General features: G+C 37.3%; 11 protein-coding genes. 6 read left to right on the plus strand and 5 right to left on the minus strand.

All coding sequences use genetic code 11. The annotated features are described in order from the left end of the window. Nucleotides 1-225 precede the first annotated feature (225 nt). From H5161_RS10320 to H5161_RS10340, 5 genes are read right to left on the minus strand one after another with little or no spacing between them, the layout of a single operon-like run. A complete protein-coding gene (locus H5161_RS10320; RefSeq protein ID WP_182769213.1) occupies nucleotides 226-1,548 on the minus strand; it encodes a Na+/H+ antiporter family protein in 1,323 nt (440 codons plus the stop codon). An 8-nt stretch (nucleotides 1,549-1,556) separates the two neighbouring features. Continuing rightward, nucleotides 1,557-3,527, minus strand: coding sequence for a DUF3488 and transglutaminase-like domain-containing protein (locus H5161_RS10325; RefSeq protein ID WP_182769214.1), 1,971 nt, complete (start codon nucleotides 3,525-3,527; stop codon nucleotides 1,557-1,559). Further along, entirely contained in the window at nucleotides 3,527-4,513 is a 987-nt protein-coding gene (locus H5161_RS10330; RefSeq protein WP_182769215.1) for a DUF58 domain-containing protein, read from the minus strand. Before H5161_RS10330 ends, H5161_RS10325 begins: the two co-directional genes overlap by 1 nt. A gap of 6 nt (nucleotides 4,514-4,519) precedes the next feature. Beyond that, nucleotides 4,520-5,425: a MoxR family ATPase gene (locus H5161_RS10335; protein WP_182695959.1), complete on the minus strand. Its 906-nt coding sequence runs from the start codon at nucleotides 5,423-5,425 to the stop codon at nucleotides 4,520-4,522. A gap of 13 nt (nucleotides 5,426-5,438) precedes the next feature. Beyond that, entirely contained in the window at nucleotides 5,439-5,822 is a 384-nt protein-coding gene (locus H5161_RS10340) for a response regulator (RefSeq protein WP_002960883.1), read from the minus strand. Nucleotides 5,823-6,351: 529 nt separating this feature from the next. Here H5161_RS10340 and H5161_RS10345 point away from each other — a divergent pair. From H5161_RS10345 to H5161_RS10370, 6 genes are all read left to right on the plus strand, one after another. Next, on the plus strand, nucleotides 6,352-7,680 hold the full coding sequence (locus H5161_RS10345) for a hypothetical protein (protein ID WP_182769216.1): 1,329 nt from the start codon (nucleotides 6,352-6,354) through the stop codon (nucleotides 7,678-7,680). A 152-nt stretch (nucleotides 7,681-7,832) separates the two neighbouring features. Further along, nucleotides 7,833-9,137 carry a sugar ABC transporter substrate-binding protein gene (locus H5161_RS10350; RefSeq protein WP_182769217.1) on the plus strand — a complete coding sequence of 435 codons (1,305 nt, stop codon included), beginning with the start codon at nucleotides 7,833-7,835 and terminating at the stop codon, nucleotides 9,135-9,137. Nucleotides 9,138-9,283: 146 nt separating this feature from the next. Beyond that, nucleotides 9,284-10,156: a carbohydrate ABC transporter permease gene (locus H5161_RS10355; protein ID WP_002960879.1), complete on the plus strand. Its 873-nt coding sequence runs from the start codon at nucleotides 9,284-9,286 to the stop codon at nucleotides 10,154-10,156. 2 nt (nucleotides 10,157-10,158) lie between these two features. Beyond that, nucleotides 10,159-10,989 (plus strand): carbohydrate ABC transporter permease, encoded by an 831-nt coding sequence (locus H5161_RS10360; protein WP_002960878.1) that lies wholly within the window; start codon nucleotides 10,159-10,161, stop codon nucleotides 10,987-10,989. A gap of 10 nt (nucleotides 10,990-10,999) precedes the next feature. Continuing rightward, nucleotides 11,000-12,001: an ABC transporter ATP-binding protein gene (locus H5161_RS10365; RefSeq protein ID WP_182769218.1), complete on the plus strand. Its 1,002-nt coding sequence runs from the start codon at nucleotides 11,000-11,002 to the stop codon at nucleotides 11,999-12,001. Nucleotides 12,002-12,249: 248 nt separating this feature from the next. Further along, nucleotides 12,250-13,209: a sugar-binding transcriptional regulator gene (locus tag H5161_RS10370; protein WP_002960874.1), complete on the plus strand. Its 960-nt coding sequence runs from the start codon at nucleotides 12,250-12,252 to the stop codon at nucleotides 13,207-13,209. Nucleotides 13,210-13,591 lie beyond the last annotated feature (382 nt).

Here is a 13,591-nt window from a genome sequence, read left to right on the forward strand (position 1 = left end):
AATTGGTGCTTATATAAATCCCTTGTAAGAACACATCATACAGAATATTCATAAAGTATAACCTCAACAACAGAGTGTGTATTAACTAAAAAAGTAGTCAAACTGAAGGGAATTGATAGGGGTGAGAGTTGTTGGATTTGGATACTAAAAAGGTATGCTTTTAACATACCTTTTTGGTTATATTTAGCTTTTAATTACATTTATTAATACTTACATAAATACTTTTTAAAGTACCATTGCTGCAATCCAGCCAAATATCAGCAGCGGTATGTTAAAGTGAATAAACGTTGGAATAACAGAGTCTCTAATGTGGTCGTGCTGGCCATCGGCATTTAAACCCGATGTTGGGCCAAGCGTTGAGTCTGAAGCAGGAGAGCCTGCATCACCTAAAGCGCCCGCAGTACCAACAAGCGCAGCGGTAGCCATAACAGAAAAGCCAAGGTCTAAACATAAAGGAACAAACAAAGTTGCAATAATAGGCACTGTTGAAAACGAACTGCCAATTCCCATTGTAATTAATAACCCGACTAACAAAATAACACCGGCGGCCAAAGGTTTATTACCATCAAAAAGGGCGGCTGCGCTGTGTACTAAGCTTGCTACATCGCCAGTGGCTTGCATAACCGATGCAAAACCTTGTGCCGATATCATAATAAAGCCAATCATGGCCATCATCGCAACGCCTTTACTAAATACGTCGCCGTTTTCTTCCCACTTAACTACACCAAAAACACTAAATATCATTACACCTACTAAGCCACCTAAAATCATTGAGCCACTTAGGTTTTGTGCAACAAGTGAGGCAAGTACTGCAAAAAGCCCCACAATCATTACTTTTTTAGGGTTTTCTACCTCAGCAGATTTACTCACAGTTGTTAATGGGAGCTCGGTGTATTCGCGGCGTTTTTTGTAAGTAATAAATACCGCAATAAGCAATCCAATAAACATACCTAATGCAGGAATTATCATCGCCACAGGGACTTGGGTATTTACAATGTCTAGGCCGTTATCAACTAGGTTTTTGTGCAAAATCGAATATAAGTAAATACCCCCAAAACCATAAGGAAGCACCATGTAAGACGTTGCTAATCCAAATGTTAAAATACACGCTATAGCACGCCTGTCTAATCTTAACTGATTAAAAACAACAAGTAACGGCGGGATCAAAATAGGAATAAACGCTATGTGTACAGGGACTAAGTTTTGCGAAGAAATTGCACAACCTAAAATAATTAATAAAATGAAGTAACTTAAAAATGTTTCATTACCGCTGCCTTTTGCATTTACTTTAGCAAGTAGCTTATCAGCGAGAATGCGTGTTAAACCCGACTTAGAAATAGCAACGGCAAACGCGCCGAGCATAGCATAACTTAGTGCAATTTCAGCTCCAGCTGAAAGGCCAGAATTAAACACATCAACACTTTCTTTTATGCCCAAGCCTGCAGTAAGACCTGCAACTAACGCGCTTATGATCATGGCAACAATGACGTTAACGCGAGCCAGAGATAGCCCGAGCATTAAAATAACGCCTATAACAACAGCATTCATAGTATTCTCTATTTGGAAATTTTAATTAATTTTATCAGATCTTTAGCCTGAGTTTTACGCTCTTTCGTAAAAGGTTTTTTACCATAGCGTACTTGGTTAAATAACTGCCTAAAAGTGTTTATAGATTGTGCAGAACGAGGAAGTTGATCAGCAAAAAAGTCTAACTGCTGACTCGGTGTTAAATTATCGGGTGTATTTATTTTTTGTTTTTTAGCCCATGCTTTTACTTCATAAAACTCTTTAACCATAGGCGCTAATTTAGACGGGCGTTTTGGCAAGTTTAAATAAATAAAATAACCTATAAAACAAAAACCAGCTGTTAGTAAAACCATTAATGGTACAAGCCAAATATTTTTACTACCAAAAATTGATTTTAAAAAATCATTTTGTTTTTCTTCGTCAAAACCAAGTACCCAGCTAGACCATTGATAATCGAGGTTTTCAAGTTCCAACCTTAACCAATTAATAGCGGGGAAATTACTTAAACTCACTAAACCAAAATCAAGATTACTTTTAAATTCGTCATTCAGCTCTTCGTTTTGCGAAAGCGAGCCATTTAAACGCTCCGGAGCTACAACAGCGGTTGCATCAAAAATAACCCAACCTTCGTTTTGTAAATATACTTCTACCCATGCGTGTGCGTCGTATTGGCGAACAGTGAGCGTATTATTATCTTGATTTAATTCGCCACCTAAATAGCCACTTACTAGTCGAGCGGGTATACCTGCGGTTCTAAAAATGTACGCAGCGGCACTGGCATAGTGGCCACAAAAGCCACGTTGGTTTTCAAATAAAAATTGGTCAATTGTATTATCACCGCTCATAGGCGTGGGTGTTAACGTGTAAGTAAATCCCGTACCTGCAAAGTATTGTAATAAGCGGTTATAAAAATCGCGATCAGAGTGTGTATTTTGCTTTAAGTTTTTAGCAAGTAATGATGTTTTTACATTCTTTTTATTGGAGAGGTATTTGTAGCGTTTTTCTTCAAATTCGCCAAGCGGTAAAGCTTTGAAGTTAAAGCTATTTACATCGTATTGTAAGTTTTTAGCTTGGCGACTTTTTTTACGCAATAAACCTAGCGAATTACCTTCAACATTTGGTGAGTTACTACTGGAATACGCTAAACCATAGAGCCATTTTTGTGTAGCAGGCTCTGTAATAACTGAGTAGCTTGCAATAAGTTGCTCATCATTTTCGCTCTGCGTATTTGTTTTTACATTATTATATTTTAAAAAGTCAGACGTAAGCCACGCATTGCCATTAAACTCATCATGGACTATTGCTCGCCAATAATAAGGCGCTACAGGTTTTTCTTCGTTAAATTTAGCTCTAAATACAAGCTCGTCAGAATTTGAAAGCTTAGCAATATCGAATGGATCGACTTGTTCAGAAAGCCCTGTTTTAGCAAGCTTAGGTCCAGGAAGCTGCCAAAAGGCGGGCATTTTTGGTAAAAAAAGCAGTAAAAATATAGCTAAAGGAAGCGCTAAAAGTAGCAGTTTACCGCTTTGTTTAGAGGCTATTTTTAAATTATGTTTGGACTCGAGTAAGCCAAGTACTGCAAAGTTTAATATGTATAAACCACTTACAGTTAAAGTTGTTAAAATGCTTTGGTTAAATAAATACACCGATGAGAGTGAAAAAAACGTAAGCGTTGTAATTACATGATAGTGTTTTTTGGTTTTAGCCTGTAGCAGTTTAAATAAACTAGCAAGTAGCAGCATGGCCACAAATAAAATAACCGTATCCGACATGCCTACTGTGTAGAGCATTAAACCGAGTGACACACCTGCGAGTATATTTGCCAGCCAAGCATTTGGCTTTGGTTTATTACTCAGCGTTATGTAAAAGTTCCATGCACAAATAAGTGAAAGTACACCTACAAAAACAAGCGGTAAATGTGATACAAAAAATACAATCAAACATGCATATATAAAAGACAGCGAATAATTTATTACTTTTTCGTTTTTAAGTATGTCCATTACACATCACCATTAAATGAGCATAATACTTCTAAGCATTGCTGCTTATGATGCTGTCCGGTATTTGTATTTATTGTTTTATTCGGTAGCTTTAACATAAAAGGGGTGTTTTTCTCGGTTGCTTCACACACTAAAAAGCATAACTGGCTTAACCGTTGTTCTGTATCTCCATTCATTAACGTAAAATCGAAGAGTGCATTTGCTGTTTTAAAGTCTACAAACTCTTTAACTAACAACTGCTGTGTTTTTGCGTAATGCTTCCACGACACTCTTTGCAAGCCCATCTCAGGTAAGTGTGGGATAAGAGACTCAAACTCTTCGCTACCAGATTGTGTAGAAATACCTTTATCGGCTTGCTCATCAAGCATAGAAACATGCGCGTCACAGTGAACCTGTTCAAGCGACGGGTATACAAATACATCTTGTTGTAATTGAATGTAGCTCCAAACAGTTATCAAACCAAAGGGATAGTTACTCGCTATTTTAATACGTTGCACTGAGTACTTACCGCGTGAGCTGTAGGGTAAGTTGAGTGTAAGTAACTGAGGTTTACTATCAACTTGGCCGGTATGTTTGTGAGTTTGCTCACTACCTTGATATGTTAAATTAATAGATTGGGTAACAGAAGGGCTTTGTAATTCAAATATAATACTCGGTTTTTGAGGAGCGTAGCTGTTAAATACATCTTTAAATTTAACTGTTAAGCCTTTAGCGTTACTGTAGCCCATTAATACAGCAATAATCATTACCACAAACATAAGATAAGACATTATTAAAATTAAATTATTTTGATAATTAATGCCCATCACAAAGTTTAAAATAGCTACAACTATAAAATACCAACCAAGGGATGATGGCAATACATAAATTGTTCTGTGTTCAAGTGTAATTGAGTTTTTTAAATGTTTATTTTTTAATAACTTATTAAATACACTTTGCTTAAATGACTTAAATAAAGAAGGGCGCTTAGCTGTTTTTTTTGGCATAAAAGTTTATACCGGAACTAATACGTTTTTTAAAATATCGTTTACTTGTGCTTCACCTGACTCATTATGCAAACCTAATCGATGCTGACACACACTTACAAATACGGCTTGAACATCTTCTGGCATTACAAAATCACGACCATCAATAAAGGCCCACGACCTAGCTGCTTTAGCCAAAGCCATACTAGCACGAGGTGATAACGATGATGCAAAAGCGTTGCTTGTGCGTGTGTAATTAACAAGCTCTATAATGTAGTCAATAACCGGGCTACTTAAAGAAATTTGGCTTATCTGAGTTTGAATTGCCGCTAACTCTTGTTGGTTAATACGCTTAGGTAATTGGCTGTAATCTCGTTTTTGCATATTCAAAATTAAGCGTTTTTCGGCTTCTTTAGGTGGAAAACCTAAGCTAATGCGCATTAAAAATCGGTCTAATTGCGACTCAGGTAACGGGTAGGTACCTGATTGGTAAAGCGGGTTTTGTGTTGCAATCACAAAAAATGGATTTGGCAGCGTATATTTTTTTCCATCAACTGTTACTTGTTGCTCTTCCATTGCTTCAAGCAACGCACTTTGTGTTTTGGGCCCTGCGCGGTTTATTTCATCAGCTAAAACAACTTGGCTAAAAATAGGGCCTTTATGAAACGTAAAACTGTGCTCGGTAGAGTTAAATACATTAGTACCCAGAATATCAGCAGGGAGAAGATCACTGGTAAACTGTATACGCTGATACGATAAACCTAACACAGCTGACAATGCATGAGAAAGAGTGGTTTTTCCCATGCCAGGCAAATCTTCAATGAGTAAATGCCCTTCGCTAAATAAGCATGTAAGTGCCAGTTTTATTTGTTGTTGTTTACCAAATATAACACTCGAAAGATCTTCTATAATCGCAGTAACAGTACTATGCATGCTAACCTTATTATTATTCTATTATTTCTAGACGCTTCATTACAGTGTCTACTTTTTTTGTATTAAAAGGTTTTGCAATAAAACCTTTAGCGCCCATTTCCCACGTGTTTTGTACGTTTTCGAGACTATTGTGGCCCGAACACATAACAACATGAGTGTGCGGGTAAGCACTATTAATGTATTCCAATATCTCTGCACCATTAGAGTCTGGTAAATCTACATCTACAAATATAACGCCTGGCGGTTTATTGTCCATAATAGGTTTGGCAGAGCTAAAATCAGCACTTTCTAATATATCTTCAAACCCTAAGTCAGTTAAAATTTGGTTTAGATAATCACGAATTTCCTTAACGTCATCAATAATGAGGATGGGCTCTAGCGGGCGAACAAATTCCATATGTAGGTTACTTCTATTTTGAATACATCTAAGTGCTTTAATACTAAGCTAACCCCATCATAAGCTCAAGAACGTTACTTAAAAAACACCAATAAATAAACTGTTTATAGGTTTGCCCAACAACGTATTTTTAAATGATTATCTGCTCTCATATCTTCTACTAACTTATATTTTCATTAATTGTAATGAACAATAATGACGTATTCATAAGAAATTCCTTAATCCAATACAACATTCCATCAAAATTTGATGTAACAAATTTGCTACTTAACTTATTGATTCAAAAATATTTACATATGAATTCGATTTTTTGTAAACGTTTTGTAATAAAAAATCGTTGACCTTCTAAATCCATTCTGTGATTATGCTCAGCAGATGGGCTTATGCTCACAAATGCAGTTTCATTAACCACTTAATGTTTTGCTCAGCCAGCCTCATCTATACACACTGAATTAATACCAATTTCATTAAATGAAGATGCAATTTAATAAAGTTGGCATCACACACCACACTAAATAAAGAGCTTATTATGTTGAATAATAAAAAGACTAAATTTGCAATTTCTCTCATAGCGGCAGCTATGGCTACATCGGCTCCAGCACAGGCTGATATTTCTGAATATTTAGATCGCGTTGACGTAGACTTTTTACTAATGCAAAACTTTCAGTCAATTCAGGCTAAAGATGGTGCATTTCGTCCAGAAGATGAAGAACAAGAATCAGGATTTGGCCGTATTAGAGCTAATCTAATGCTTAAATTTCATATTAACGAGTTCATCACTGCCGATATAGATATTGCAGAAGAGCCTAATGACTTTGGTGGCGAAGATCGTGACTTTTCATTTCACAACGATTTTGCAGGTGTTGAATTTGACTTACTAGGTCTATATGGCACACCAAAAGAAAACGCAAATTTAACACTGCGTTTGGGTAATATTGGTGGCTCACCATTTCAATTTAAAGGCTTTCAAGACGGCGCAGATAACCAAAGTAATGCACTTATTGGTAATGGTATTACCGATTACGCAACCGCAGAAAACGGCGCACAGCTAAGTTACAGCGAAACTTTCGATAGTGGTGTAGTACGTGCTTATAATGTTACAGGTCACATTACGACTTCAAGTTTCGGTGAAGCATTTCAAGAAAACAGAGGTTATAACTACCGACTTCAAGGTACTCTAGAATTTGAAGGTGGCTTTAAAGCAGGCTTAAACTTATTAAAAGCGAATCAAGGCGACCAGTTACGTTTTGAAAATGGCGTAGCAAGTCTTGATGGTGTAACCACAACAAACTATCGCTTTGGCGATGGTGAAAACTATAATTTCTCAGCGTCACCTTCAAACGAGCGTGACACTCACGTTGGCGCAATGCCAGGGCTTGAGCAATCAATCATCCAGCTTAACTTAGCTTATCAACCATCTGACGAAACTAGCTTAATTTTTATGGTTGGTAAATCGTCTGATGATTACACATTTGCAGATGCCGCTGGTAATGCAGTTGCCGGTATTACCTACTTTGGTACAAACGGCATAGCTGATGAAAATGGCACTACTTTTGATTCAAACAGTGTAATAGAAGGCGACTCATCGGTTGAGTACTTCGTGTTTGAAGCACAACAATATCTAATCCCTAAAAAGCTATATGTAGCGGCTCGTTATGCAGAAGCCGATAACACTTCCGACCTAATTGAACAAACAGACAACACAGTAGAGCGTATTCAAGTAGCCGCAGGTTACTGGTTTAACGATAAAACGCTTTTAAAAGTTGAGTATGTTAACCAAGAAGAAGGTGTTAATTCGGGCGGCCAAATCGGTAAAGGATTTGACGGCTTCACTTCTGAAATATCTGTTAAATTTTAAATCATTATCCAACTAGTCTAACTATTTAAACAAAAGACCTAAAAAGGCACTTTGCGGGCAGTTTTATGCGTTAAAACTGCCATAAATAGAATTGGTAATAGATTGAAATTTAATAGCACTTGTTAAAACATAACGTGTATGGGGAATACCCGATGAAAAATAAATTAATTATGCTCGCGTGTGGCTTTATAAGCATGGGCGCTGCGGCAAAAGAAACAATCACAATAGCGACTGTTAACAATGGTGACATGATCACCATGAAAGAATTAAGCAGTGACTTTACCAGCCAAAACCCGGATATAGATCTAAAATGGGTTACTCTAGAGGAAAACATTCTTCGCCAACGTGTCACAACCGATGTTGCAACAAAGGGCGGCCAATACGATGTTATGACCATAGGTACTTATGAAGTACCAATTTGGGGCAAGCAAAATTGGCTAAAAGAGCTGGATAATTTAGGTGAAAACTACGATTTAGACGATTTAATTCCGGCAATTCGAAGCGGTTTAACGATTAACGACAAGCTTTATGCTGCGCCATTTTATGGCGAAAGCTCAATGGTTATGTACCGCACTGACTTAATGGAAAAAGCAGGGCTGACAATGCCTAAAGCCCCAACATGGGACTTTATACGCAAAGCTGCTAAAGCGATGACAGATAAAAAAGAAGGTGTTTATGGCCTTTGTCTACGTGGTAAAGCAGGTTGGGGCGAAAACGTTGCGCTTATTACATCCATGGCAAATTCGTTTGGTGCTCGTTGGTTTGATGAAAATTGGAAACCTCAGTTTAATACCCCAGAGTGGGAAAATACCCTTCAGTATTATATCGATGTGATGAAAGAATCTGGTCCTGCTGGTTCATCTGCAAACGGTTTTAATGAAAACCTTGCACTTTTTCAAACCGGAAAATGTGGTATTTGGATTGATGCAACCGTTGCAGGCGCATTTGTTACTAACAAAAAAGATTCAGAAGTTGCCGATAAAGTAGGGTTTGCACTTGCGCCAGATAATGGTCTAGGTAAACGCGGTAACTGGTTATGGTCTTGGACTTTAGCCGTACCGGCAAGCAGCAAAAAACCAGATGCCGCAATGAAATTTATTAGCTGGGCAACATCTAAAGAATACACACAACTTGTAGCCGATAAAAAAGGTTGGGCAAAAGTACCGCCAGGTACACGTAAATCACTTTACAGTAATCAAAAGTACATGGACGCAGCACCGTTTGCGCAAATTACTTTAGATTCTATTCAATCTGCAGATCCTAAAAATCCGACAGTTAAACCAGTGCCTTATGTAGGTATTCAGTTTGTTGCTATTCCTGAGTTTCAAGGAATTGGTACAGCTGTTGGGCAACAATTTTCAGCAGCATTAACTGGCCAAATGACCGTTAAGCAAGCGCTTAGTACGTCTCAGCACCTCGTTGAGCGAACAATGCGTAAAGCTCGCTATCCTAAATAGCATGTAATGGGCGGGTAAGTACTCAAACTTACCCAATATTTTATGTCAATTCTATTTACTTGTTAGTTATAAACACTATCAAGGGTTTCTGATTTTCACTTGATAGTTAACAAGTAAATAGAATTGGCTTTTTTAAGGTCACCTTTATGGCAACAACTAACTCGCGCACGCTTGCTCGGTTTATGCTTCTTCCTAGTGTAATTTTATTACTTGCTTGGATGATAGTTCCGCTGTGTATGACACTGTATTTCTCATTTATTGATTACAACTTACTCGTTCCAGGGGATAAAGAGTTTGTAGGCTTTTTAAACTATGAATTTTTCCTAACTGATCCGGCTTTTTTTGAATCATTTTTTAACACGCTTTACCTAGTAACTGGGGTTTTACTTATCACTATTTGTGGTGGTATTGGCTTAGCTATTTTACTAGACCAAGCAATATGGGGACGAAATTACGTTCGCATTATGGTACTAGCCCCATTTTTTGTAATGCCAACTGTGTCGGCATTAGTATGGAAAAACATGCTAATGAACCCAGTTAATGGCTTATTTGCACATTTCGCGATTTGGCTTGGCTTTGAACCTATCGACTTTTTTGCTCAAATGCCGCTATTTTCAATCATCATAATTGTGTCTTGGCAGTGGTTACCATTTGCAGCATTAATACTGCTAACAGCAATACAATCATTAGACCGTGAACAATTAGAAGCGGCTGATTTAGACGGAGCTGGGCCATTTAGTAAGTTTTTTTACATCGTTTTGCCGCACTTATCGCGCGCTGTAACCGCTGTTATTTTAATCGAAACTATATTTTTACTGTCAATTTTTGCCGAAATATTAGTTACAACCAGCGGTGGTCCTGGTTATTCGTCGACCAATATAACGTACTTAATTTACACGCAATCACTACTTCAATTTGATGTAGGTGGCGGTTCGGCAGGGGGCATAGTTGCAGTAATAATTGCAAATATTGTCGCTATATTTTTAATGCGCTTAATTGGCAAAAACTTGGAGGGTTAATTATGACTATAAAAGATAGCCGTCGTTCCAAACTAATTTATACCATTGCTGCATGGACAATAAGCGGCATGATTTTCTTTCCAATTTTATGGACGTTAATCACCAGCTTTAAAACGGAAGCTGAAGCAATTTCAGCAAGTCCAAGCTTATATGCATTCGATTGGACACTCGAAAATTACCGAGATGTACTGTCGCGTTCGCCATACTTTAACCATTTTTGGAACTCTGTAGTTATATCGCTAGGTTCAAGTTTACTGGGGTTATTAATTGCTGTACCTGCAGCTTGGTCTATGGCTTTTGTACAAACTAAAAAAACTAAGCATTTATTAATGTGGATGCTTTCTACCAAAATGTTACCGCCAGTAGGGGTACTTATTCCGATTTATTTATTGTTTCGAGACTTTGCGCTACTCGATACAAAATTAGGTTTGGTTATTGTAATGACACTCATTAACTTACCAATAATGGTATGGATGCTTTACACCTACTTTAGAGAAATACCAAACGAAATACTTGAAGCTTCTCGTATGGATGGCGCAACAATTGGTGAAGAAATATTCCATGTTTTATTGCCAATAGCCTTACCAGGTATAGCCTCAACGCTATTACTCAATGTTATTTTGTCGTGGAACGAAGCGTTTTGGACACTTATTTTAACCGCTGCAAATGCTGCACCTTTAACGGCATTTATTGCCAGTTACTCAAGCCCTGAGGGGTTATTTTACGCTAAGTTATCGGCAGCATCTGCCATGGCCATTGTGCCAATTTTAATACTTGGTTGGTTTAGTCAAAAACAATTAGTGCGTGGATTAAGTTTCGGCGCAGTAAAATAGGAGAATACACATGGGCAGCATCACACTAAAACAAGTCACTAAAAACTTTGATGAAGTAAACGTAATTAAACCGCTCGACTTAGAAATTAAAGACGGTGAATTCATCGTTTTTGTTGGGCCATCGGGCTGTGGTAAATCTACATTACTTCGTATGATCGCAGGTCTTGAAGATACCACCAGTGGTAATATAGAAATTGATGGCATTGATGCCACAAAAACACCGCCGGCAAAAAGAGGCTTGGCAATGGTGTTTCAATCATATGCGTTATATCCGCATATGACAGTGCGTAACAATATTGCTTTTCCTTTAAAAAGAGCCAAAGTTGGCCCTACAGAAATCGAAAGTAAAATTGCTAACGCCGCTAAAATTCTTAATTTGACCGATTATTTAGACCGAAAGCCTGGGCAATTGTCGGGCGGTCAGCGCCAGCGCGTAGCAATAGGGCGCGCAATTGTACGCCAACCTTCGGCATTTTTATTTGATGAACCGCTTTCGAATCTTGATGCGTCATTACGTGTAAATATGCGTTTAGAAATATCTGAATTACATAAAAGCATAGCTACAACAATGGTTTATGTTACGCACGATCAGGTTGAAGCCATGACAATGGCAGATAGAATCGCGGTATTTAATGCCGGTATTATTGAACAGGTAGGCACACCTTTAGAGCTTTATAAAAACCCAGTAAACAAATTTGTAGCTGGTTTTATTGGCTCTCCAAAAATGAATTTTATAGATGCTCCACAAAATGAAAATGCGAATGTTAGTTGTATTGGTATACGACCAGAGCATATAACACTCTCTACTGAGCAAGGCACGTGGGCTGGTACTGTCGGTGTAATTGAACATTTAGGGTCGGAGAGCTTTTTACATATAAATATTGAAGGCAAAGGGACCGTAACAGTAAAAGCAGATGGTGATTGTCCGTTAAAATATGGCGACAGTATTTACCTAAGCGCACCGGATGATAAAGTATTAAAGTTTGATAATAACGGTTTAACAATTCGCTAAAGCCAATCTTTAATTACCTTAAATAGCACCTTTATAAGGGTGCTATTAACTAAATTCTAATTACATAATCCTATGAAACCTAGGTATTTTTTATTAAGGAATGGTATATTTAAAACTATAAATAACAAAAACGTTATTGATAAATAGATAATCCAAAATTAATAAAATAATTTATATAGCAGCACATATAATTAAAATTATGTAATGAAAATAAGGACTTAGTTTTCCTTCTATTTTAAGAGGTTTACGTGGTAAAGCTATCAAATACAGAAATTAGAAAGCTAGATGATGCAGCCAGAGCAGGGTGGTTATATTATGTTGGCGGTAACACACAAGATGAAATTGCCAAAAAGCTAAATATATCTCGTCAATCTGCACAAAGAATGGTCGCATTATCTGTGAGCCAAGGATTAATTAAAGTTAGACTTGACCACCCGATTGCTAAATGTATGGATTTGGCCGAAAAATTAAAAAGCCGTTTTGGGTTAGATTCGTGTGAAGTTGTACCGAGCGATCCATCTGAACCTTCATCTACATTAGGTTTGGCTCAAGCTGGCGCGGCAGAAATAGAACGTCATTTAAAATCAGAACAACCCAAAGTACTTGCTATGGGAACCGGTCGAGTTTTACGTTCATGTGTGGATGAGCTAAGAACCGTTGATTGTCCGCAACATAAAATTGTAGCCATGCTAGGTAATATGGCTTTGGATGGATCGGCTTCACCTTATGATGTTGTAGTAAGAATGGCCGAACACACCAATGCAAAACATTATCCAATGCCATTGCCAGTTTTACCAAGAAGCATTGAAGAAAAAGAACAGTTGCACGCACAACAAAATATTACCGGTAATTTGAAACTTGCTAAAGATGCCGATGTAACATTTGTGGGTATTGGTAGCTTAGGTGAAAAGTCGCCATTACATATAGATGGTTTTATTGATGCGCAAGAACTTAAAGAGTTACAAGATCTGGGTGCTGTTGGTGAAATGATTAGTTGGGTATTTGATAAAAACGGTAAGCTTTTAGATTGCACAGTTAATCAGCGTGTAGCAAGTACGCCATTAAAAACAAATGCTAACAAACAGATTTATGCGATAGCTGCTGGTGAAGAAAAAGTGTTAGCCATTTTGGGCGCAGTAAGGTCAAACATGATCAGTGGATTAATTACTAACGAATATACAGCTGAGCGTTTACTTAGTATTGATTAAACAAATTGATAAAAAAAGTATCTGTATTAGTAATACTAGTTATTGTAATAAAAACACTTAATGTCCGATACCGTCTAGTATTGGACATAGTAAGGGCGCATTTAAGCGCTCTTGTTATATATACATTTACTACCTATAATTTATATTATGTTAAATAGCATAAATAAATACATAACCAAGTTACTCACCTTCATTAATTAACGTATAAACGCGATATTTTGACTATTTAATAAGCATTAACCTACTTATCTTAATAGTTAATGTTTTTCCCATTTACGCTATTAGCTTCTTGAACATATAAAAATACCGCTTGGTTATTAATATATCCAAGCGGTATTAACAATAACTTCCTAGTAGATATTTCATCCAGTAAAATTCAAGA

It is taken from the genome of Pseudoalteromonas sp. SG43-5 (assembly GCF_014164345.1).
Lineage (GTDB): Bacteria > Pseudomonadota > Gammaproteobacteria > Enterobacterales > Alteromonadaceae > Pseudoalteromonas > Pseudoalteromonas distincta.

Bases quoted from the DNA above. Each gene is read 5' to 3' on its own strand.
- H5161_RS10340 (WP_002960883.1), bottom strand. From the start codon at position 5,822: ATGGAATTTGTTCGCCCGCTAGAGCCCATCCTCATTATTGATGACGTT.
- H5161_RS10320 (WP_182769213.1), bottom strand. From the start codon at position 1,548: ATGAATGCTGTTGTTATAGGCGTTATTTTAATGCTCGGGCTATCTCTG.
- H5161_RS10350 (WP_182769217.1), top strand. From the start codon at position 7,833: ATGAAAAATAAATTAATTATGCTCGCGTGTGGCTTTATAAGCATGGGC.
- H5161_RS10335 (WP_182695959.1), bottom strand. From the start codon at position 5,425: ATGCATAGTACTGTTACTGCGATTATAGAAGATCTTTCGAGTGTTATA.
- H5161_RS10365 (WP_182769218.1), top strand. From the start codon at position 11,000: ATGGGCAGCATCACACTAAAACAAGTCACTAAAAACTTTGATGAAGTA.
- H5161_RS10355 (WP_002960879.1), top strand. From the start codon at position 9,284: ATGGCAACAACTAACTCGCGCACGCTTGCTCGGTTTATGCTTCTTCCT.
- H5161_RS10330 (WP_182769215.1), bottom strand. From the start codon at position 4,513: ATGCCAAAAAAAACAGCTAAGCGCCCTTCTTTATTTAAGTCATTTAAG.
- H5161_RS10360 (WP_002960878.1), top strand. From the start codon at position 10,159: ATGACTATAAAAGATAGCCGTCGTTCCAAACTAATTTATACCATTGCT.
- H5161_RS10345 (WP_182769216.1), top strand. From the start codon at position 6,352: ATGTTGAATAATAAAAAGACTAAATTTGCAATTTCTCTCATAGCGGCA.
- H5161_RS10325 (WP_182769214.1), bottom strand. From the start codon at position 3,527: ATGGACATACTTAAAAACGAAAAAGTAATAAATTATTCGCTGTCTTTT.